Raw genomic sequence first — 20,888 nt, forward strand, 5'->3', positions numbered from 1 at the left:
GGAGTGACATGCGCGTGTTTCCCACCCGACGCCTGCGCGCGTTACGCAAGGCGATGCTGGGTGTCGTCGGCCTGACCGGGTTCCTCGTCGTCTGGCAGCTGATCCCGACACTGGGCCTGGTCGACCCGCTGTATCTGCCGTACGTGACGGACGTCCTGGCGCGGCTGTTCGAGCAGATCGTCGACCTCGCGTTCTGGCGGCGGCTGGGCAGCACCATGACGTCCTGGGCGATCGGCCTGACGGTGGCGACGATCGCCGCGGTCGTCCTCGGCACGGTCGTCGGGTTGGTGCCGTTCCTGCGGCGCTCCACCCACACGGTTGTCGAGTTCCTTCGACCGATCCCGTCGGTCGCCCTCATCCCACTCGCCGTGCTGATGTTCGGCATCCAGATGCAGGCCGCCCTCGTCATCATCATCTACGCGTCGTTCTGGCAGGTGTTCGTGCAGGTGATCTACGGCGTCGCCGACGTCGACGCGGTGGCCCGCGACACCGCCCGTAGTTTCGGTCTGACCCGGCGGGAGCAGTTGTCGCACCTCGTCCTGCCGACCACCCTGCCGTACCTCATGACGGGTCTGCGGCTCGCGGCGGCGGTCGCGCTCATCCTCGCCATCACCGCGGAGATGGTGATCGGCAACCCCGGCCTCGGGCGCATGATCGAGCTGTCCCGGTCCGCGGGAGACGCCGCCGGCCTGTACGCGCTGGTCGTGGTCACCGGCCTGCTCGGGCTCACGGTGAACATCGTCTTCCGGTTCGTCGAGCGTCGGGTGCTGTCGTGGCACCAGTCCGTACGAGGAGAGGAGGCGCGGTGACCGCGTACACCGGTCGGATCGCCACCACCCCGCGCAGCCGGAAGGTCGGAACCCGGATCGCGGCGAGCGTCCTCCACACGCTGGGGCTGCCGACGCTGCTTCTGGTGGTCTGGGGTCTGGTGGCGACGAGGGCGACGAGTCAGTTCTTCCCCGACCCGCTGACGATCGCCGAAGCCTTCCGGGAGACCTGGGTCGGCCCGGCGTTCGTCGAGGACGTGCTGCCGAGCCTCGCCCGCCTCGGCCTCGGTGTCGCCGCGTCGATCGTGCTCGGCATCGCCGCCGGCACCGTCATCGGCCTGACCCACTGGCTGCGTGAACTCCTCGAACCGCTGCTGGAGTTCCTCCGGGCCATCCCACCACCGGTGCTGATTCCGGTGGCCATGCTCCTGCTCGGGATCACGGACACCATGAAGGTGGTCGTGATCGTCTCCGGGGCGGTCTGGCCGATCCTGTTGAACACGATCGAGGGGGTCCGGGGCACGGACAGCGTCATGACGGAGACCGCGGACTCGTTCCAGGTCTCCTGGTGGGAGCGCCTCTGGTTCCTCGTGCTCCCGGCCGCCAGCCCACGCATCATGGCCGGGGTTCGCCAGGCCCTCTCGGTCGCGCTGATCCTGATGGTCATCTCCGAGATGTTCGCGTCGTCCTCCGGCCTGGGCTACCGGATCGCCTACTTCCAGCGCAACTACCTGATCGCCGAGATGTGGAGCGGCATCCTCCTGCTCGGTCTCGTCGGCGTCTTCCTCGCCGTAGCTTTCGGTCTCGTCGAACGGCGCGTCCTGCGCTGGTACCACGGAATCAGGGAGGTCAACCGTGCCTGATCGGAGCGCCCTGCTGCGGGTGGAGCATCTGCGGAAGGTCTACGAGTCCGCGACGGGGAACGTCGAGGCGATCGGGGACATCAGCTTCACGATGGACGCCGGCGAGCTGGTCTGCATCGTCGGGCCGTCCGGCTGCGGCAAGACCACCCTCCTGAAGTGCCTCGCCGGCCTGCTGCGGCCCACCAGCGGGGTGGTCGAGATGGACGGCTCGCCGGTGACCGGGCCCAGCCCGGCCATGGCCGTCGTGTTCCAGGAGTACGGTCGCAGCCTCTACCCCTGGCTGACGGTGCGCGGAAACGTCGAGCTTCCGCTGCGGCACAAGAAGCTCCCCCGGGCGGACCGGAACAAACTGGTCGTCGATGCGCTGGAGGCGGTGGGCCTCGCGCACGCCGCGCGGAGCCACCCGTGGCAGCTCTCCGGGGGGATGCAACAGCGCGTGGCGATCGCGCGGGCGATCGCCTACCAGCCCGACGTCCTGATCATGGACGAGCCGTTCGCGGCGGTGGACGCGCAGACCCGGGCCGATCTGGAGGACCTGGTCCGCGAGCTGCATGCCAGCCGGACCATCTCGGTTGTCTTCGTCACCCACGACATCGACGAGTCGGTGTATCTGGGCCAGCGGGTTCTAGTATTGTCCACGTCGCCGACCTGGGTCCAGGAGGACCTCGCGATCGACCTGCCGCCGGAGCGCGATCAGATCACGACCCGCGCCCTGCCCCGTTTCACGGAACTGCGGACGCACGTCTACGACCAGATCCAGCGGGCCAAGCGCGGGCAGGCTGTGGCCCCGCGATCCGCGCGGTGATCGGCGGCCAGGCCAACGAGTTCCCCGAAGGGAAGGGCTGTGGGTAGTCGTCAGCCGAAGCAGTTGTTGCTCGCCTTCTTCGGCGAGCATGTCGTCGACGGCGCCACCGGCCCGATCCGGGCGAGCGTCCTGATCACCGTGCTGGAGGGCGCCGACGTCGCCGCGCCGGCCACCCGCGCGACCCTCGACCGCCTCGTGCACAGCGGCATCCTGGCCCGCAGCAGGAGTGGCCGGGAGACCTTGTTCTCGCTGACCGAGCACGGCGTGGCGGTGCTGCGCGAGGCGAAGTCCCGCGTTCGCGGGCCGCGGCCGTTCGACCCGCAGGGCAGCGGGTGGACGCTCGTCACCTTCTCCATCCCGGAGGGTCAGCGGACGCTGCGGCACCGACTGCGTTCGATCCTCACCTGGGAGGGCTTCGCGCCGATCCGGGACGGGCTCTGGCTCGCGCCCGGCGAGGTCGACCTCGCCGGATCGTTGGAGCCGCTGCGGCAGGATCTCGCGCCCAACACCGTGGTCGCCTTCCACGCCCGTGAACTCGCCGGGTTTCCGATCGGCGAGAGCGTACGCGCGGCGTGGGACATCGAGGCGATCCGGCGCGCGCACCTCGCCTTCATCGAGGTGTGGGACGACCCGTCCGCGACAGCGATGGTGTCGAGCGCCCTGACCGTACGGACGATGCTCGTGGCGGACTGGCTCGCGCTGCTGCGCGCCGACCCGAGGCTGCCGGCCGAGTTCATGGACGCGGAGTGGCCCGCCGCGAGATCGGTGGAGACCTACCGTCGGGTGCACGAGAAGCTGGCCGCGGCGTCGACGGCGGAGTTCGCCGCACTCGTCGCGGCCGGGCCCGTGACTAGGCGCCGAAACGGGTCCGCAGATCGGCCTTCCGCACCTTCCCCGACGCCGTCCGCGGCAGCTCGTCCACGATGACGACGTTCTTCGGGATCTTGTAGCGCGCGATCCTGCCGTCGAGGCACGTCCGGACGGTGGCGGTGTCCACCGATGCCCCCTCCCGTACGGTCACGATCGCCCACGGCACCTCTCCCCAACGCTCGTCCGGTACGCCGATGACCGCCGCCGAGGTCACCCCGTCGATCTCGGTGAGGAGCTGTTCGAGTTCGAGCGGGTAGATGTTCTCGCCCCCCGATATGATCATGTCCTTGAGGCGACCGGAGATGTAGAGGTAGCCGTCGGCGTCCAGGTGGCCGAGGTCGCCGGAGCGGAACCACCCGTCGGCGGTGAACGCCTCGGTGGTCGCCTCCGGGAGCCCGTGGTAACCGGGGAAGACGTTGGGACCGGCCACCTCGATCTCGCCGACAGCGCCGGTGGGCAGCACGACACCTGTCGCATCGGTGATCCGCACGTCGGTGAAGAAGTGCGGCAGACCGACACTGCCCTGCTTGGCGCGGGTCATCGTCGGGGGCAGCGCGGTCGCGCCCGGCGCGGCCTCGGTCATGCCGTAACCCTGTGAGAACGACAGACCCCGCGCCTCGTACGCGTTGAGGATGCGAGCGGGCACCGCCGAACCTCCGCAGGTGAGCTTCGTCAGCGTGGACAGGTCGGTCGACTCCCAGGCGGGATGGTCGGCCATCAACTGGTAGGTGGTCGGCACACCGCTGAGCATGGTGACCCCGTGCCGCTCGATCTGCGCGAGCGCGCGGCCCGGCTCGAAGCCCTTCTCGATGACCATCGTGGCGCCCTTGAGGATGACGGGCAGGGCGCCCATCCCGAGCGAGGCGACGTGGAACAGTGGCGAGATCATCAGCGCGACATCGGTGGAGACGACGTCGTAGTCGACCACACAGTTGAGCGCCACCCAGGTGAGGTTGCCGTGGGTCAGCACGGCACCCTTGGGCCGGCCGGTCGTACCCGAGGTGTAGACGATCGCCGCGGGATCCCGGTGGGCGGTGTCGGCCTGGTCGGTGAATCCGGCGACGGCGGCCCGCGCCAGGTGGGCCAGCCCGGGCCGGTCCGTGGTGCCCTCGCCGTTGACGACCACGAACGGGGTGTGGGCGGTCGGCGCGGCGGAGCCCACCGGCACCGCGAAGTCCGGATCGTGGATCAGCACCCGCGCGTCGCAGTCCGCGAGAACGTAGGCGATCTCGGGCGCGGCGAGCCGGGTGTTGACCGGCACGAAGACGGCCCCGACCTGCGCCGCCCCGAACATCACCTGAAGGAACTCGGGGCTGTTCTCGCCCAGGTAGGCGACGGAGTCACCCTTGGCGACGCCCCACTCTCGCAACAACGCCGCGATCCGGTCCGTGGCGTCGGCGAACTGGCCGTACGTCATCGTCGACCCGTCGCCGTGGATGAGGGCGACCTTGTCCGGGGACTTGAGCCGGCGCTTGGCCACCCAGGCGCCGATTCCGTGCTGGTGCATCATCAGTCTCCTGGTGGTGGAGGTGGTGTGCTCACCCGGCTCGGCGGACGCCCCGGGCTCAGGCGTAGAAGCGGTACAGCCCTCGCGCGACGACCGCCGGCTTGGTCCCGCCCTCGATCTCGATCGTCTGGTCGACGGCGATCTGGTAGCCACCGCGGACCTCGACGACCTCGACGACGGTGGCCTGCATGCGTACCCGCGCCCCGACCACGACCGGCGAGGGGAAGCGCACCCTGTCGAGGCCGTAGTTCACCTTCGTGGTCACGCCCTTGACCTCCAACAGCTCGGTCCAGAAGGGAACGGCCAGGGAGAGGGTGAGGAAGCCGTGCGCGATCGGCGCGCCGAACGGGCCGTTCTGCGCCCGTTCGGGGTCGACGTGGATCCACTGGTGGTCGTCCGTGGCGTCCGCGAACAGGTCCACCTGGTCCTGGGTGACCGTTCGGTATCCGGTGTGGCCGAGGTCGGTGCCGGCGAGGTCGCCGAGCCGGTCGTAGGTGATGGTCGTCGTCATGGCGGTTCCTCTCGTCGTCACCGGGCAAGGCCCAGCAGTCGGGCCGCGTTGTCCTTGAGGATGCCCGGGAGCACGTCCGGCTTGAGGTCGGTCGCTTGCACGTCGCGCAGCCACCGGTCGGGGGTGAGCAGGGGGTAGTCGGTGCCGAAGAGCACCCGTCGCCTCAGCATCGAGTTGGCGTGGCGCACCAACTCGGCCGGGAAGTACTTCGGGCTCCAGCCGGACAGGTCGATCCAGGTGTTGTGCTTGTGCGTGGCCACCGACAACGCCTCGTCCTGCCAGGGCACCGACGGGTGGGCCATGATGATCTGCAGGTCGGGGAAGTCGGCCGCGATCGGGTCGAGCAGGATCGGATTCGACAGGCCGAGCCGCAGGCCGAAGCCGCCCGGCGTACCCGCGCCGATGCCGGTCTGCCCGGTGTGGAACAGCGCCGGGACGCCCGCCCGCTCCAGGAGACCCCACAGCGGCGCGTACTCGTCGTGGCTGGGGTCGAAGCCCTGCACGGTGGGATGGAACTTGAAGCCGCGTACGCCCTCCTCGATCAGCCGGCTGGCGAGTTCGAGGGCGGCCCCCCCCGTGCGCGGGTCGACCGAGCCGAACGGGATGAGCACGTCGGCGTGCTCGGCCGCCGCGCGGGCGATGTCGGTGCTCGACAGTGGCTGGTGCTTCAGCTGGGTACGCGCGTCCACGGTGAAGACGACGGCCGCCATGCTCCGCTCGCGGTAGTACTGCGCCACCGCGTCGACCGCGGGCCGTGGGCCGTCCGTCCTGAAGTACGCCGACGCCGCCGCCACGAGCGGCTCGGGCAGTGAGGCGTGACCGTGGTCGTCGACCTCGATGTGCACGTGCATGTCGATCGCCGTGACCGTGTCGAGGTCGATCGCGGGCTGGTACATGGGGCCAACCTTCGTCGGGCGGTCAGGACGTCGCGGGCTCGAACTCCTCGGGGAGTTTCGGGAAGCGTTCGCCGACGCTCTGCGCGGCGCCGGCGAACGTCGTCGGCCAGGCGTCCACGAGCGCGTCGTACGTCCAGCCGCCCTCGCGGTGCGCGGTCAACGCCGCCTCCGGGTGGGTCCAGATCTGGAGGCGGTCCCCGCCGACGCCGATCACCTGCCCGGTCACCGAGGCCGCCGCGTCGGAGCCGAGGAAGGCGACGAGCCCGGCCACGTCGTCCGCGGTGCCGAACCCCAGTTCGTGTCGGAAGAACGCGGGCATCGGCTCACCGTTCGCCTCGGCCCGCACCGCCGCCGCGAAGTAGGGGACGGTGGCGGTCATCGCGGTCGCGGCGACCGGGACGACGGTGTTGGCGGTGATGCCGGCCCGCTTGAGCTCCAGCGCCCAGGTACGGACCATGCCGACGATGCCTGCCTTGGCCGCCGCGTAGTTGGTCTGGCCGAAGGTGCCCCGCTGCCCGGTGGGTGACCCGACGCAGATGATCCGCCCGCCCTCACCGGCCTGCCGCATGTGCTGCACCGCCTCGCGCACGGTGGTGAACGTGCCGCGCAGGTGCACGTTGATGACGGTGTCGAAGTCGTCGTCACTCATCTTCCACAGCACCGTGTCGCGCAGGACGCCGGCGTTGGTGACGAGGATGTCCAGCCGTCCGAAGTGCTCGACCGCGGTGCTGACGAGTTCCTTCGCGGTCTCGGTCGGGCCGACCGGTGCGACCACCGCGACGGCCCGGCCGCCGGACGCCTGGATCGCCCTCACGGCGTCGGCGGTGGCTTCGGCGTCGACGTCGTTGACCACGACGGCGGCACCGCGCCGCGCCAACTCCTGCGCGTAGGCGAGGCCCAGACCGCGCCCGGCCCCGGTGACGATGGCGACCTTGCCGTGCAGAGACATGAGTGCTCCCTCTCGTCGGTGCCGGACCTCCGGGTAACACGCGCACCGGAAACGTAATGCAGAATTTGATCGGGCGTCAACGATCTGCAGTCTTTCCCAGCGCCCGGGAGAGCGCCCGACCCGCCGCCCGCACCAGCGGGGCCAGCGCCACCGGGTCCGCCCGGTCGTGGGCGACCACCAGCGAGATCGCCGCCACCACACCCTCCGGTACGCGGATCGGCGCGGCCACCGAGAGGGCGTCCATCGTGACCTGACGGTCGCTGACCGCGTAGCCGGCCCGGCGCACCTCGGCGAGGCAGCGGCGGAGCCGCCGCGGATCGGTGATGGTCATGTCGGTGTACCGCTCCAACGGCGCGGCCAGCACCTGTTCCTGCACGTCGACAGGCGCGTGGGCGAGCAGGACCAGCCCGACTCCGGTGGCGTGCAACGCGAAGCGACCACCAACCCGGGTGAGTACGGGCACCGCGTGCCGCCCGGAGATCCGTTCGATGAAGACGAGTTCGAGGTCCTGCCGGACGGCGAGCTGGACGTTCTCGTGGGTCACCTCGTACAGGTCCTCCATGACCGGCAGGGCGAGTTCCCGCAGCCCCAGACCTCTCGGTGCGAGCGAGCCCACCTCCCACAACCGCAGGCCGATCCGGTACCGCCCGTCGTCGCCGCGCTCCAGCGCACCCCACTCGACCAGCTCCGCGGCCCGTCGGTGCACAGTGGGCAGTGGCAGCCCGGCGCGACGGGCCAGCTCGCTCAGGGTCAGCGCAGGGGTGGCCGGGCTGAACGCGTCGAGCAGGGCCAGCACCTTGCTCGTCACCGACCGCCCCGGTTGCGCGCGCACTCCGCCATCATCCCCGCCCGCGCCGGCAGGTCACAGCTCCAGCACGAGGCGGGGCGTACGGGCCCGGGAAACACAGATCATCATGGTGTCCCCGGCGGCCCGCTCCTGCGCGGTGAGCAGGCTGTCGCGGTGATCCGGCATACCGTCGAGCACCGGCGTCTCACAGGTGCCGCAGGTGCCCTCCCGGCAGGACGACAGGACCGTCACCCCGGCCTCCTCCACCGCCTGGAGGATCGGCGTGCCCGGTGGCACGGTGACCGTCCGCCCGGAGAGCACCAGCTCGACCTCGATTGTCGTCTCCTCCCCGCCGGCGCTGGCCAGCGGGGTGAAGCGCTCGACGTGCAGGCAACCGGGCGGCCAGTCGCGGCACTGCTCCTCGACCGCCTTGACCAGGGGTTCCGGGCCGCAGCAGTAGACCAGCCCGTCGGCCGGCCGGCCCAGCAACCCGGCCAGGTCGAGCAACCCGGTCTCGTCCTGCGGATACAGGCTCACCCGGTCGCCGTACCTCTCCCCCATGGTGGTGGCGAAGGCCATCGTGGCGCGGCTGCGTCCCCCGTACACCAGCTGCCAGTCGGCGCCTGCGGCGTCGGCGGCGGCGACCATCGGTGCGATGGGGGTGATGCCGATGCCGCCGGCGACGAAGAGGTATCGCCGGGCCGCGACCAGCCGGAAGGTGTTGCGGGGCCCACGCACCCGGACTGTCGCGCCGACGGTGAGCCGCTCGTGCGCCAGCCGGGAGCCGCCGCGCCCGTCCGGTTCGCGTTGCACCGCGATCCGCAGGACCGAGCGGTCGGCCGGGTCGCCACAGAGCGAGTACTGACGGGTCAGTCCCGTGCCCAGCTCCAGGTCGATGTGCGCGCCCGGCGTCCAGTCGGGCAGGTCACCGCCATCCGGGCGGCCCAGGCTGATCGCAACGACCTCCGTCGCCACCCGGTCCCGGCGCGTGACCACCAGCTCCACACCGGCCAGCTCGTCCACGGTCACGCTGGCATCGCCACCCGGGTCGGCTGGTCGGGCGCCGGCACGGCTGCGCCCTGGTGGCCCTGCGGGTGGGCCAGCAGCCACTCCCACAGCTCGATCGGCTCGTCGGCGAGGCGCTCGGCGCCGCAGTGACAGCTCCCCCGCAGGGTGTCGGTGCCCGGCATCCAGTGGATCCGGTAGACCCGATCCCCGTCGTGGGAACTCACCGCGGCACTCCCACCGTCCCCGACCCGACCAGCCGGGCCAACAGCCGCCGGGCGGCCAGGCCCCCGGTGTCGATGTTGATGCTCAACTCCTGGTACCGGTCCGGCTCGGCGGCGATCACCTTCTCCAGGATGTTGAGCGCCGTCACGTCCTGCATCACCACCGTGTGGTTGCTGTCGTGCAGGTACTCGCTGACCGACTCGTCGTCGATCGCGAAGTCACGCGCCACGGCCCAGAAGTCGTAGGTGGTGTGCTCGGTCGACGGGGTGATCGCGTACACGATCTCGGCGTGGAAGGCCTCGTTGTCGTCGCCCTCGACCGGCGGATAGACGCCCTGCGGAGCGATTCGGCTGTGCAGGAGGTAGAGGCAGGGCGGGTGGTACTCGATGTCCTGCCAGCGGGTGATGCGGCCCTGGATCCCGGTCGAGCGCGCGTAGAACGGCGGACACTCGGCGTCGTCCATGTGCCGGCTGACGTGGACGATGCCCCGGTCCTCGTCCACGGTGGTGGTGATCGGGGTGTTCGCCACCTCCGGCGTGCCGATGTAGCCACCGTGCAGGTACGTCTCGTGGGACAGGTCCAACAGGTTGTCCACCAGCAGGCCGTACCGCGCGTTCAACGGCGCCATGCCCCGCACCACCGCATACCGAGGGTCCGCCAGCCACGGCGCGCGGGGAATCGCGGCCGGATCGGCCCGGTCCAGGTCGCCGATCCAGACCCAGACGAAGGAGTCCTGTTCCACCACCGGGAAGGAGACGACCCGCGCGGTGCGGGGGATGCGCTGCTGACCGGGTACGAAGACACACGCGCCGGTCGGGTCGTAGGTGAAGCCGTGGTAGCCGCAGACGATCGTGTCGCCGTCGAGCCGACTCTCCGACAGCGGGTAGCGCCGGTGCACGCACCGGTCGGCGAGGGCCACCGCCTGCCCGGCGCTGGTGCGGTACAGCACCAGCGGTTCACCGAGCACCGTGCGGGCGAGCAGGTCCCGTCCGACCTCACTGCCGTAGGCCGCCACATACCACTGGTTACGAGCGAATGCCATGCGACCGACCCTCCAGCCAGACGAACGTCGATAGAGTCGAATCATCCCGTGCGGTCTCCGCAGTGGAGAGCGGAGCTTTCACTGAGTGAAAACTCCAGCGTTCGTCCTCACCGACCTCGGTCCGCCGCAGGCGGTAGCCTCCCGGGCGCGGTGGCGTGTGGCTGCCGCGCCAGCGGCACGGCAGCCACACGGCACGTCACCTGTTCTGCTTCTCCTGGCACGGCACGCAGAAGCGGGCATGCGGGAGCACCTCGAGCCGCTCGGCCGGGATGCTCTTGCGGCACCTCTCGCAGAGGCCGTAGGTGCCGTCGCTGATCCGGCCCAGCGCACCGGTGATCTGCTCGATGCTGCGGCGGGCGGCCGCCAGCAGCGCGGCCTGGTTGTGGGCCTCGCCCGGGTCGCCGGTGTCCGCGTTGAGCTCGGTCAGTTCCCGAAGCCGAGCCGTCTGTGTGGCGAAATCGTCCGCCAGCGCCGCTCGCAGATCAGCCAGCCAACCCTGGTCGACAGTTCGATGATCGAGGCTCATGGCCTACCTTTCAAAAGGGGTGCAAAAAAGAAAAAGGCCGAAGCTCGAATAGCTTCGCCCTGGCGGTCGTTCTGGATGCAACGATTCCGCGGGAGGGTCTCGGCCGGTTCGCGCCGGGCTGGACAGCCGGTGTGTGGGCGCGATGTGAGGCGCACGGACGACCGGCACCCGCAGGTCAGCCGTCAGGCGAGCCGCCGTCGCCACGCGGGCAGCACCGAATGCCGCCACCTGAGTGACGGCAGGCGAGCGGAGAGTCACCGGCGGCATGCCCTCCACCATAGGACGACAATCACCCGAACACCAATGCCTGCGGCGGGACGAGGGGCGGCGTACGCGCGGAGGAGGCCGACGGGGGCGCTCCGCGACCGACCGTCTCGGCTCCGGCCGGGGGCGGTCGGCCTTCCAGACGTCACCGGAGCGCCGCTCCCTCGGGACGCGGACCGCCCCGAGCTCGGGTGGAGCCCGGGGCGGTGGCCGGCCATCGCCAGCGGTGAAACGTGACGAACGACGTCAGCAGCCGAGCCGCTTGGTCGAGAGAGCGATGTCGTCGATCCACAGGTCGAACTCGCCGGGTGTGGTCCCGCCCTGGTAGAGCTGCCAGCCGACCTTCACCGTGTCCACCGTCGGCAGGACGAAGGGCACGTCGTTGCCCCCGTGCTCGGTCGTGGAGGCGGTCAGTTCCGGGTTCGCCACGCCGTCGATCCACACCGCGACGCGGTTGTCCGTCGGGTCGAGTTTCCACTCGAAGCACTGCCAGGTGTCCTCGCTGACCGGGGCGGACTCGCGCCAGTTGGTCCAGTCCCCGGTCGGGCCGCCGTCGGCACCCACACCCCAGAAGATTCCGGGGACGGTGGGAGCGTACTGGCCGCCGACCGGACGGACGACCTCCGAACTGCCGGTGCCGGTCGCCTCCACCAGCGTGAAGTGCGCCCAGTCGGGGGCGGTGGGGAAGGCGTCGACGCGCAGTCGCATCCGGCCGTAGAAGCGGTTGCCGGGTGCGGCGAAGTCGTCCACGCGCAGGAACGCGCGCCCGTTGTCGACGGTGTGGATGTGCAGCACCTGGTTGCCGTGTCGGCCGCGCTCGACGGTGAGCGTGCCGTTGCGGGTGTCGACGCCCCAGGCCAACGTGCTGGCACCGCCGGGCGGCAGCCGCTCGAAGTCTTCGCAGAAGAGCAGGCCACGGGTGGCGCACGAACGCTGGGAGGCACCCGACGCGCCGGCCGGGACACTGCCGGCGGTCGTGCCGAGGATCAGGGCTGCGGTGAAGACCGCGAGGTGACGGCGCATGGTCATCCCTCGTGACGTGGGGTCCCCACCAAGCGGGCAGGGGCGGGAGCAGCTATCCGAACAGGGCGATCGCTGCCTACCTCGCGGCCGGTCTGGGTGCGCCGACTGGCGCAACGGTCCGGCGGGTCAGAGGTCGTGGCGGGACACGGACGACGGGACAACTGCCCGTCGTCGTGGAGACGGCCCGGCGATGCGGCGTACGTCCGCCCAGGCGGCGGGTTGCCGGCACTGCGATGCTCCCGTGCTGACCGTTGCCAGCACGGTTGCCCCCGTGCTGCGGCCGAGCCATTCCAGCACACCCGCAACCGTCCCGGCAACATCGACACACGCCTCTGTCCGGTGACGCTTGTCGGAGATGCCGGCGCGGGCGACCGGCTCGGACGCTGTCCGTAACCGGCGACCTCCAGGCACCGCTGGCGCCGGGAAGGACTTGACGAGCCGAGGCCCATCACGCATGGTCATTCAGACATCGACAGTCTTGGATATTTAACCTCGGGGAGGACTGATGAAGGCCTTCGTCACCACCGTCTCGGCTGCGACCCTGCTGCTCCTGGCCACGGGCGGCGCGTCGCACGGCCGGCCAACGGCCGACGCGCCATGCGCCGGGCAGATCCACGCGAATCCGGGGTTCGAGCGCGGCACCACCGGCTGGACCGCCGGCCCCCGCATCGTCGTGCTCGGCGACGAGGCCCGGCCCGCACGCACCGGCCGCGCGTACGCCACCTTCGCCGGCCTGGACGTGACGCGCAGCGACCTGCTGCGCACCACCGTGACGGTGCCCGCGAACTGCGACCTGACCGTCCGCTTCTGGGTCCGGACCACCACCACGGAGACCAGCCGCGGCGACTACCTGAACGTCGGGCTGGCGGTCACCGGGATACCCCCGAAGACGAGGTTCTCGCTGGCCTTCGACGGCGGGTCGCAGTGGCGGCAGTACGCCATGTCGACCGGCACGGCGACCACCGAGCGCACCGCGACGGCCAGCTTCCTGGCCAGCGAGGTGGCCGGCAACGGCACCACGGCCTTCGACGTCGACGACGTGACCTTCACGTTGAGCTGACCACCGGGCGGATCACCGGGACGGCGCTCGCGGCAGCGGTGCCCGTCTGGCGGCGGCCAGAGCGTGCCGGGCGGTCGGGCCGGTGGAGTGCGACCGATCGTCCGCACCGCACCAGCCCGACCGCCTGACGAGACGCCCGGAGGGCGACCTCAGAGGGTGAACACGAGCGTGGAGATGCTGCGTGCGCCGACGTTGATGGTGGCCTGACCCCCGTTGACGGTGGTCGGCTGGCTGGCCGCGTTGGCGTTCTGCGAGGTGAGGTAGTGCTCGGCCCTGCTGACGTTCTGCGGGGCCTGGATCACGGCGTTGTTGACCGCGCTGTTCGAGCGGTTGAGGATGACCAGGGTGATCTTCCCGTCACCCTGGTAGGCCGTCACCTCCAACGGCGACGCCTTGGAGCTCTTCGTCAGGGCGACCCGCTGGTAGCCGGGGCGCACGTACTTGGCGTACTGGGAGAAGGCGTAGCCGCGCTTGAGCGGAGCACCCGCGACGGTGCCGAACGCCGACTCGCCGTCACCGATGAAGGAGTAGTAGCGCTTGCCGTACCACCAGATGTAGGCGTTCCAGTTGGCCTCCATCGACTTGTGCACGGTGCGCATGATGTCGTCGAGGGTCTCGTTCCAGACCGCCGCGTTGGCGGGGTTGCCCCAGATGTTGGAGCCGCCGCCGTCGGCGGCGTGCAGGTTCCACTCGGTCATCCAGACCGGCTTGTTGTGCTGCTCGGCCAGGGAGTACGGCCGCAGCCGGCCGGATTCCTCGGTGCCGTACAGGTGCCCGCCGATGTAGCCGATGTTGTTGCGGGCGGTCGCGTCGTTGAGGGTCGGATCGGTGAAGTTGTAGTTCAGGTTCACCGCCTCGGCGACCATCAGCTTGGTGTTCTGCACCCTGGCGCCCTGGTCGCGGACGAAGGTGCGCAGCTCGGTGCCGCTCCAGTCCATCGAGTCGTAGTCCGGGTGCCAGTCCGGCTCGTTCTGCACCGAGGTCACGTCGATGGTCACACCCTGGCCACGCATGTACTGGACGTAGCTGTTCAGGTGGTTGGCGTAGTCGTCGTAGTAGTCGGTCCTCAGCTTCCCGCCGTTGACCCGGCTGTTGTTGGTCTTCCACGCCGCCGGTGCGGTCCACGGCGAGGCGAGGATCTTCACGTTCGATCCAGCGGACTTCGCCGCCTTCAACGAGTTCACGTGCGTCGCCCACTCGCTCGACACCGGCGAGAGACCTGTCCGCACGATGGACAACCCCAACTGGTTGGCGCCCATCCCGACCAACGTCTGCGTCTCGGCCGTCGACCACGCGCTACCCCAGATCGACTGCGCCGCCCCGAACCCGTCGACGGTCTGGTACCTGGTCGCGCTGTTCACCGTGATGTCCGCCGGCCCGTTCGGAGGCGGAGTCGTCGGGGGCGGTGTGGTCGGCGGAGGCGTGGTCGGCGTCGTCCCTCCGGTGCAGGCCACCCCGTTCAACGCGAAGCTGGTCGGAGCGGGGTTGCTGCCGGTCCACGAGCCGTTGAAACCGAACGAGGCCGTGCCGTTGGTCGGGATGCCCCCGTTGTAACTGACGTTCCTCGCGGTCACCGCCGCACCGCTCTGGGTCACCGTCGCGTTCCACGCCTGCGTCACCGTCTGGCCGGCGCCGTAGGACCAGGTCAACGTCCAACTCGACACCGCGTCACCGAGGTTGGTGATGGTCACGTTGGCCCCGAAGCCGCCCTGCCACTGCGACGACACACCGTAGTCCACCGAACAACCGGCGGCTGCGGCACCGGCTGGCACAGCCGTGGCCACCGCGGTCGATGCCAACAGGACGGCACCCGCCGACGTCAGTGCCAGGCTGGTCTTTCTCGGTCTTCTCATCGACATTCTCCTGGGTGTTGGGAGCCGCCCGGATCAGAGGCGGTTACAGGTGAGGGAAGGTGTCGTCGCGCTGCCGTTGGCGGTGAACCCGAACGTCGCCGGCGAGGTGCCGGTAGGGACCGCGACGGTCACGACGGGGCCCGGCAGTGGTCGATCGATCACGTGGGCGAACCGAAACCCTGGTCAGGTCCGTTGCGAAAATCATCGTTAGCGCTAACAGGGGCGGCCCGTCGCACCCGGCGCTGAAATCGTCGATGTCTCGGCGGCGCCCGTGCTCCCAGCCGGAGCGCCACCTTGCCCACATCGACTTTCGTGGATTCATATACCGCTCGTCAAGATGCGCCGACAGGTTTCGCGAAAGTTTGTCCTGCAACCGCAGTACGGTCAGCAGGCCGAAGTCCGCTCGCTCCGACACCTGCGGTGCGAGAACGAGCAGCCCGCCGACGGCGGCGCTCAACCAATTGACCAGTTCAGATGTGGGCCAGCCCGGCACCGACGCAACGCCCGCCCGACCCTGGGCGCCCCGACAATCCACGGGTGGACGTCGGGACGCTTGGAGCGCGAAATGTTGTCGTGAACATTTCAACAGGTCGGCTGGTACGCCGCTGCGGCCTACCAGTTGGCTGAGCAGGCCATGGACCACCCGTAGAATTTCGCTCGTGATCGAGGAAGGTCAGGGGCGCTACTCCCGCAAGCCTTGGCGCGGTGACCTGCCCATCGCCACGATCGCCGAGCTGGCCGGGGTCTCCCCGCCGACGGTCTCCAAGGTTCTCAACGGCCGTGGTGGCGTGGGCGAGCAGACCCGGCAACGAGTGGAGGCGCTGCTGCGCGACCACGGTTACCGCCGACGGCAGACCAGCGGTGCGGCTCGCTGCATCGAGGTGGTCTTTCACCAGATGCTGCCCTCGATCGCCATGGAGATCATGCGCGGTGTGCAGGAGGTCGCCGGCCCGAGGGACTACACGGTCGGCTTCAGCGATGTCCGACGACGCATACTGGCAGGCCAACCGTGGGTGGAGCCGTTGCTCCTGCGCCAGCCGGCCGCCGTCATCACCGCGTTCTCCCTCATCACCGCCGATGACGGTAAGCGGTTCGCCGCGGGCGGCATACCGCTGGTCGCCATCGATCCGACCGGTGACCTGTCCCCCACGCCGGCCGTCGGGGCCAACAACTGGAGTGGCGCACTCGCCGCCACCCGGCACCTTCTCGACCTCGGCCACCGGCGGATCGGTGTGATCACCGGGCCGGTCAACGACCTGTCCGCGCGGGCTCGCCTGGACGGCTTCCGCGCCGCTCTGGACTACGCCGACGTTCCGTTCGACGAGACCCTCGAGCGACGCGGCATCTTCAGCTTCGACGACGGCCACGAACTCGGCACCGAGTTGTTCACCCAGGACGCACCGCCGACCGCGGTCGTCTGCGGCAACGACCTGCAGGCACTGGGCGTCTACACCGCGGCGAAGAAGTGCAGCCTGCGGATCCCGGAGGACCTCAGCGTCGTGGGATTCGACGACGTCGATCAGGCGGCCTGGCTGTCCCCGCCCCTGACCACCATCCGACAGCCCTTCGGCGAGATCGGCGCCACGGCCGCTCGGCTCGCCCTGGCCCTGGTCGACGGCGGTCGCCTGGCGCAGGAACGGTACGAACTCGGCACCACCCTCGTCGTCCGTGGCAGCACCGCGCCGCCAGCTGCCCGATGACGCTGGTCGCGCGACCCCGCCTTGCGTTGCCTCCTCGGGTGCAACCACCAACCGTGCCCCGCGCCCCACCTCACTGTTGTCAGTGGGGTACGGACGGCTGCTCGGGGGGTTTGCCTCTGGCGCGCATCATGTCGGAGAAGGTGATGCCGGCCAGAACAAGAACTGCGGCGACGGCCACGGCCAGCGGCGGCACGAAGATCATGGCGGGCGCGATCCCGGCGAGCACGAGTGCGCCGATCAGCCGGGAACGGGAGACCCGGGCGAACACCGTGTGCTCCGCCAGAGCACGCCCGATCAGGAACAGGACCGGCCCGCCGAGGATGGCGACCGTCCAGGCTGCCTCGGTGTGCCCGAACGGGTGTCTGATCACGATTTCGTAGCCGACGGCTACCGCGACGATGCCCGTGACCATGAGGACGTGCGCGATGAACGCCTCCCGGATGAGTTGGGATGGTTCCCGGGCGGCGGCGAGCGCCTCGGGCAACAGCTGGCCCGCCTTGAAGACATAGACGCGGAACAGCAGCACCGTGGTGACGAACGAGACCGCGAAGGCCGCAGCGGCTCCACCATCCCGGGACGAGGAGTCGCTGTAGGCCGATCCGGTCGTCAGAATGAGTTCTCCGAGCGCGATGATGAAGAACTGCCGGTAGCGTTCGGAGATGTACTCGGCGGACACGGGCCACTGTTGTGGTGTACGCAGGGTCCACGGCGCGGGGTAGAAGAGCAGAAGTGCGGTGCCGTCGATGGCGATCGCGAGCGCCCACAGCAGGCCGCGCGCCGGGTCCGGCAGGATCGCGCCAGCGATCCACGGCACGCCGGACAGCGAGAACCAGAGGAGCACCCCGGCGGCGCGGCGTTGCGCTTCGTGACCGCGCAGCGCCGGCACGAAGATGAGGCCGCGGACGATGTGGACCGCGACGTACGCGCCGGCGAACGCCAGGCTCCCGTCGCCGAACGCCCGGGGCACCGCGACCGCCATCGTCATGGCACCGAGCATGGCCGCGTAGACCATCCCCTGAACCTGCGGCGTCTGCAGGTCGTAGATATCGGTGACCCACGCCGTGACGAACCAGAGAATGAGGAACGCCAGCAGCAACAGCAGCGTCTCGCCGGCGTCGGCGAGGACCGTCCGCCGTTCGGTGAAATCCTCCACCAGCCGGTGGGAGACCCGGTTCAGGGCGAAGACGAACACCAGGTCGAAGAAGAGCTCCAGGAGGTTCGGCCGCTCCGGTTGCCCTGGCTTACGAAGCAGCGCTGCCGCCTTCGTTGACATACGGCCGCCCGATCCTGCCAGCTTCGTTCATCGTCCGAGAATTGATACCATTCCTGATGTTTTGCCGAGGTCGTTACCGCGAGCAACCGCGTCTTTCACCCAGTTGAGCAGCCGGACCGACGAGCGGGCCTGGTCGGGAGGAGGTCGAGACCCGTCGGGGTACGCGACAGGGTGGCGGAACGTGAAACACACCTAACCCGACAACTTCTCCCCTAGGTTCGATGCGCAGGACGCCGCCGAACCGGGGAGAGACGTGGACAGCTATCCGGCGATCGAGGATCACGGGCTCATCGGCGACCTGCAGACCGCCGCGCTGGTGACCTGTGACGGGACGGTCGACTGGTTCTGCGCGCCGCGCTTCGACTCGCCGAGCATCTTCGCCGCGCTGCTCGACAAGGACAAGGGCGGCTACTTCCGGATCGCGCCGTGCGACGTTCGGTACGTCACCAAGCAGCTCTACCTTCCCGGCACACCCATCCTGATCACCCGGTTCATCAGCGCGGACGGCGTGGCGGAGGTGATGGACTTCATGCCGGTCACCGGCGAGCGGGCCACCGACGCGCACCGCCTGGTCCGCCTCGTCACCATGGTCCGCGGCAGCATGCGCTTCAAGGTCGAGTGCCGGCCCCGGTTCGACTACGCCCGCGAAGAGCACCAGTTGGAGACCCACCGCAACGGTTACGTCTTCCGCAGCCGGTCGGCGAGCCTGACGTTCAACCCGATCGACCCGGTCCGGCAGCTGATCTCCGAACGCGGCGACATCCGTCTCGATGACGGCGACCTGGTCGCGTACGGCACCCTGCACCAGGGCGACACCGGGGGCGTGGTGCTGGAGACGGCCGGCGCCGAGCCGCGGATCTTCGCGCCGGAAGAGGTCCAGGCCATGTTCGAGTGGACCCGGGACTACTGGCGACGCTGGCTCGAACGCTCGCGCTACACCGGCCGTTGGCGGGAGATGGTCGAGCGCTCCGCCATCACGTTGAAGCTCATGACGTACGCCCCGACCGGCGCGATGATCGCCGCACCCACCGCCGCGCTGCCCGAACTGGTGGGCGGAACCCGCAACTGGGACTACCGCTACACGTGGGTGCGCGACACGTCGTTCTCGGTGCACGCGCTGCTCGGCCTCGGCTTCACCGAGGAGGTCAGCCGGTACATGGACTGGCTGGACGAGCGGATCCGCGAAGCCGGCGACCTCCAGGACCCCCTGAAGATCATGTACCGGGTGGACGGCTCGTCCGACCTGCACGAGGAGACCCTCGATCACCTGGAGGGCTACCGCGGCTCACGGCCTGTGCGCATCGGCAACGGCGCCGCCGACCAACTCCAGCTCGACATCCACGGCGAGGCGCTCTACGCCATGCACCTCGCCGACGAGCAGGGCATCCGCGTCTCACACCAGGTGTGGAAGAGCACCGTCCGGCTTGTCGACTGGCTCTGCCACCACTGGGACCGGGCCGACGCCGGCATCTGGGAGAGCCGCCACCACCCCCGCAACTACACCTTTGGTCGGGTGATGTCCTGGGTCGCGCTGGACCGGGCGGTCCGCCTGGCTACTCGGACCGGCCGACCCGGAGACACCACCAGCTGGACCGAGCAACGCAACCGCATCTACAACCAGGTCATGGAACGCGGGTACGACAGGGGTCGCGGCACCTTCGTGCAGGCGTACGACGAGAGCGTGCTGGACGCGGCGTTGCTCGCCATGCCGGCGGTCGGTTTCGTCACGCCGAGCGACCCACTGTGGCAGTCCACGTTGGCCGCGATCGAGCGCGAACTCGTCTCCGACAGCCTGGTCCACCGGTACGACCCGGTCCACTCCCCCGACGGTCTCCCCGGCCACGAGGGCACCTTCAACATGTGCACCTTCTGGTACGTCGAGGCGCTGGCCCGTTCCGGCCGCCTCGACGACGCCCGACTCACGTTCGAGAAGATGTTCACCTTCAGCAACCACCTGGGCCTGTACGCCGAGGAGATCGCGTCGACCGGCGAGCAGATCGGCAACTACCCCCAGGCCTTCAGCCACCTCTCGCTGATCAACTCGGCGCTGACCCTCAACGACCTGCTCGACACCGAGGCCGACGCCCGACGCCGCCGGTAGGTCGGACCGTAGCGTGGGCCCAGCTGCCCTGCGCGAGCGACAAGCGGCACCAGCGCTGGTAGGCATGGCTCGGTGAGGGAGAATTCGCAGTCGGACGTCAGCATGTACGACGCCTTCGCCGAGGAGTTCCTCGAGCACGCCCGTGATGGCGCGTACAACGCCTATTACGATCGGCCCGCGGTGCTGGCCGTCCTGGGCTCCGTGCGTGACCTCGCGGTGCTCGACGTGGGCTGCGGGCCGGGGCTGTATGCCGAGAGTCTGGTGGCCCAGGGCGCCCGTCGGGTCGTCGGCGTCGATGCCAGCGCCGCGATGGTGCGGTTGGCAGGTGAGCGGGTTCGCGGGCCGGTCGAGTTCCGTCATCACGATCTCAACACCCCGATGTCGTGGGCCACCGATGGGGAGTTCGACGTGGCCGTGATGCCGTTGGTGCTGCCTCACGTCGACGATCGGGTCGGTGCTCTGCGGGAGATCGCCCGTCTGCTGCGGCCAGGCGGCCGGCTCGTCGTGTCCACACATCACCCCATGGACGACTGGCGCCGTCTGGGCGGGAGCTACTTCACCGTGGAGAGGGTGCAGGAACGCTGGAACAAGGGGTGGGACGTGGCCTACTGGCGTCAACCGCTGGACGTCACGTGTGACGAGTTCCGCGCGGGTGGTTTCCTCATCGAGCGGGTGCACGAACCACGACCGACAGCACAGATGCGCGATCGCTACCCGGATGTCGCGGAACGACTGTCCGCCAGTCCCGCCTTCATCGTGTTCTCGCTCGTGAGCACGTGCGGTCAGCCGCGTCGTAGCCCCAGCGAGGGGTGAACTTCACGGCTTAGCCCTCGTTCCGGACCGCGGCGACCGACGCCCGGC

General features: G+C 69.6%; 20 protein-coding genes. 8 read left to right on the forward strand and 12 right to left on the reverse strand.

Annotation, left to right across the window (positions count from 1 at the left end):
• The first annotated feature begins 8 nt into the window (after positions 1 to 8).
• The 4 genes from ABGB10_RS21825 to ABGB10_RS21840 are packed head-to-tail and all read left to right on the forward strand — an operon-like array spanning position 9 to position 3,362.
• Positions 9 to 809, forward strand: coding sequence for an ABC transporter permease (locus ABGB10_RS21825; RefSeq protein ID WP_347662742.1), 801 nt, complete (start codon positions 9 to 11; stop codon positions 807 to 809).
• Complete coding sequence (locus tag ABGB10_RS21830) at positions 806 to 1,630, forward strand: ABC transporter permease (protein ID WP_347662743.1); 825 nt, start codon at positions 806 to 808, stop codon at positions 1,628 to 1,630. Before ABGB10_RS21825 ends, ABGB10_RS21830 begins: the two co-directional genes overlap by 4 nt.
• Complete coding sequence (locus ABGB10_RS21835; protein ID WP_347662744.1) at positions 1,623 to 2,435, forward strand: ABC transporter ATP-binding protein; 813 nt, start codon at positions 1,623 to 1,625, stop codon at positions 2,433 to 2,435. Before ABGB10_RS21830 ends, ABGB10_RS21835 begins: the two co-directional genes overlap by 8 nt.
• Before the next feature lie 39 nt (positions 2,436 to 2,474).
• Entirely contained in the window at positions 2,475 to 3,362 is an 888-nt protein-coding gene (locus ABGB10_RS21840; RefSeq protein WP_347662745.1) for a PaaX family transcriptional regulator C-terminal domain-containing protein, read from the forward strand.
• On the opposite strand, the gene ABGB10_RS21845 is transcribed toward ABGB10_RS21840, so the two are convergent.
• The 10 genes from ABGB10_RS21845 to ABGB10_RS21890 form a co-directional block, all read right to left on the reverse strand.
• Complete coding sequence (locus ABGB10_RS21845) at positions 3,286 to 4,812, reverse strand: long-chain fatty acid--CoA ligase (RefSeq protein WP_347662746.1); 1,527 nt, start codon at positions 4,810 to 4,812, stop codon at positions 3,286 to 3,288. The two genes, ABGB10_RS21840 and ABGB10_RS21845, sit on opposite strands and share 77 nt — an antisense overlap.
• A 58-nt stretch (positions 4,813 to 4,870) precedes the next feature.
• The gene (locus ABGB10_RS21850; RefSeq protein WP_347662747.1) at positions 4,871 to 5,323 is read right to left on the reverse strand and encodes a MaoC family dehydratase; all 453 of its coding nucleotides are present in this window, start codon (positions 5,321 to 5,323) and stop codon (positions 4,871 to 4,873) included.
• A 17-nt stretch (positions 5,324 to 5,340) separates the two neighbouring features.
• Positions 5,341 to 6,219 (reverse strand): amidohydrolase family protein, encoded by an 879-nt coding sequence (locus ABGB10_RS21855; RefSeq protein WP_347662748.1) that lies wholly within the window; start codon positions 6,217 to 6,219, stop codon positions 5,341 to 5,343.
• Positions 6,220 to 6,241: 22 nt separating this feature from the next.
• Positions 6,242 to 7,168, reverse strand: a complete 927-nt coding sequence (locus ABGB10_RS21860) for an SDR family NAD(P)-dependent oxidoreductase (protein ID WP_347662749.1) — start codon at positions 7,166 to 7,168, stop codon at positions 6,242 to 6,244.
• A 76-nt stretch (positions 7,169 to 7,244) separates the two neighbouring features.
• On the reverse strand, positions 7,245 to 8,000 hold the full coding sequence (locus tag ABGB10_RS21865) for an IclR family transcriptional regulator (RefSeq protein WP_347662750.1): 756 nt from the start codon (positions 7,998 to 8,000) through the stop codon (positions 7,245 to 7,247).
• A 30-nt stretch (positions 8,001 to 8,030) separates the two neighbouring features.
• Complete coding sequence (locus tag ABGB10_RS21870; RefSeq protein WP_347662752.1) at positions 8,031 to 8,984, reverse strand: PDR/VanB family oxidoreductase; 954 nt, start codon at positions 8,982 to 8,984, stop codon at positions 8,031 to 8,033.
• A complete protein-coding gene (locus ABGB10_RS21875; RefSeq protein WP_347662754.1) occupies positions 8,981 to 9,187 on the reverse strand; it encodes a hypothetical protein in 207 nt (68 codons plus the stop codon). Before ABGB10_RS21875 ends, ABGB10_RS21870 begins: the two co-directional genes overlap by 4 nt.
• Positions 9,184 to 10,227, reverse strand: a complete 1,044-nt coding sequence (locus ABGB10_RS21880) for an aromatic ring-hydroxylating dioxygenase subunit alpha (RefSeq protein ID WP_347662755.1) — start codon at positions 10,225 to 10,227, stop codon at positions 9,184 to 9,186. Before ABGB10_RS21880 ends, ABGB10_RS21875 begins: the two co-directional genes overlap by 4 nt.
• 196 nt (positions 10,228 to 10,423) lie before the next feature.
• Positions 10,424 to 10,753 carry a TraR/DksA C4-type zinc finger protein gene (locus ABGB10_RS21885; protein ID WP_347662756.1) on the reverse strand — a complete coding sequence of 110 codons (330 nt, stop codon included), beginning with the start codon at positions 10,751 to 10,753 and terminating at the stop codon, positions 10,424 to 10,426.
• Between the two features lie 510 nt (positions 10,754 to 11,263).
• Complete coding sequence (locus ABGB10_RS21890) at positions 11,264 to 12,040, reverse strand: hypothetical protein (RefSeq protein ID WP_347662757.1); 777 nt, start codon at positions 12,038 to 12,040, stop codon at positions 11,264 to 11,266.
• Between the two features lie 505 nt (positions 12,041 to 12,545).
• Between ABGB10_RS21890 and ABGB10_RS21895 the strand changes: the two genes are divergently transcribed.
• Positions 12,546 to 13,100 carry a hypothetical protein gene (locus tag ABGB10_RS21895; protein ID WP_347662758.1) on the forward strand — a complete coding sequence of 185 codons (555 nt, stop codon included), beginning with the start codon at positions 12,546 to 12,548 and terminating at the stop codon, positions 13,098 to 13,100.
• Between the two features lie 149 nt (positions 13,101 to 13,249).
• Here the strand turns inward: ABGB10_RS21895 and ABGB10_RS21900 are convergent, their stop codons facing one another.
• Positions 13,250 to 14,953 carry a cellulose binding domain-containing protein gene (locus ABGB10_RS21900; RefSeq protein ID WP_347662759.1) on the reverse strand — a complete coding sequence of 568 codons (1,704 nt, stop codon included), beginning with the start codon at positions 14,951 to 14,953 and terminating at the stop codon, positions 13,250 to 13,252.
• 659 nt (positions 14,954 to 15,612) lie between these two features.
• Between ABGB10_RS21900 and ABGB10_RS21905 the strand changes: the two genes are divergently transcribed.
• Positions 15,613 to 16,653 (forward strand): LacI family DNA-binding transcriptional regulator, encoded by a 1,041-nt coding sequence (locus tag ABGB10_RS21905; RefSeq protein WP_347662760.1) that lies wholly within the window; start codon positions 15,613 to 15,615, stop codon positions 16,651 to 16,653.
• 79 nt (positions 16,654 to 16,732) lie between these two features.
• On the opposite strand, the gene ABGB10_RS21910 is transcribed toward ABGB10_RS21905, so the two are convergent.
• Positions 16,733 to 17,926, reverse strand: coding sequence for a low temperature requirement protein A (locus tag ABGB10_RS21910; RefSeq protein ID WP_347662761.1), 1,194 nt, complete (start codon positions 17,924 to 17,926; stop codon positions 16,733 to 16,735).
• 253 nt (positions 17,927 to 18,179) lie between these two features.
• Here ABGB10_RS21910 and ABGB10_RS21915 point away from each other — a divergent pair, with 253 nt between their 5' ends.
• Positions 18,180 to 20,027, forward strand: a complete 1,848-nt coding sequence (locus ABGB10_RS21915) for a glycoside hydrolase family 15 protein (RefSeq protein WP_347662763.1) — start codon at positions 18,180 to 18,182, stop codon at positions 20,025 to 20,027.
• Between the two features lie 72 nt (positions 20,028 to 20,099).
• Positions 20,100 to 20,840, forward strand: a complete 741-nt coding sequence (locus ABGB10_RS21920; RefSeq protein WP_347662764.1) for a class I SAM-dependent methyltransferase — start codon at positions 20,100 to 20,102, stop codon at positions 20,838 to 20,840.
• Positions 20,841 to 20,888: the final 48 nt, after the last annotated feature.

Origin of the sequence: Micromonospora sp. B9E7, from assembly GCF_039871815.1 — a bacterium.
Classification (GTDB): domain Bacteria; phylum Actinomycetota; class Actinomycetes; order Mycobacteriales; family Micromonosporaceae; genus Micromonospora.

Excerpts from the sequence above, each read along its gene's own strand:
- ABGB10_RS21825 (WP_347662742.1), top strand. The coding sequence starts at position 9 with ATGCGCGTGTTTCCCACCCGACGCCTGCGCGCGTTACGCAAGGCGATG.
- ABGB10_RS21845 (WP_347662746.1), bottom strand. The coding sequence starts at position 4,812 with ATGCACCAGCACGGAATCGGCGCCTGGGTGGCCAAGCGCCGGCTCAAG.
- ABGB10_RS21850 (WP_347662747.1), bottom strand. The coding sequence starts at position 5,323 with ATGACGACGACCATCACCTACGACCGGCTCGGCGACCTCGCCGGCACC.
- ABGB10_RS21855 (WP_347662748.1), bottom strand. The coding sequence starts at position 6,219 with ATGTACCAGCCCGCGATCGACCTCGACACGGTCACGGCGATCGACATG.
- ABGB10_RS21860 (WP_347662749.1), bottom strand. The coding sequence starts at position 7,168 with ATGTCTCTGCACGGCAAGGTCGCCATCGTCACCGGGGCCGGGCGCGGT.
- ABGB10_RS21880 (WP_347662755.1), bottom strand. The coding sequence starts at position 10,227 with ATGGCATTCGCTCGTAACCAGTGGTATGTGGCGGCCTACGGCAGTGAG.
- ABGB10_RS21885 (WP_347662756.1), bottom strand. The coding sequence starts at position 10,753 with ATGAGCCTCGATCATCGAACTGTCGACCAGGGTTGGCTGGCTGATCTG.
- ABGB10_RS21890 (WP_347662757.1), bottom strand. The coding sequence starts at position 12,040 with ATGCGCCGTCACCTCGCGGTCTTCACCGCAGCCCTGATCCTCGGCACG.
- ABGB10_RS21895 (WP_347662758.1), top strand. The coding sequence starts at position 12,546 with ATGAAGGCCTTCGTCACCACCGTCTCGGCTGCGACCCTGCTGCTCCTG.
- ABGB10_RS21900 (WP_347662759.1), bottom strand. The coding sequence starts at position 14,953 with ATGAGAAGACCGAGAAAGACCAGCCTGGCACTGACGTCGGCGGGTGCC.
- ABGB10_RS21910 (WP_347662761.1), bottom strand. The coding sequence starts at position 17,926 with ATGTCAACGAAGGCGGCAGCGCTGCTTCGTAAGCCAGGGCAACCGGAG.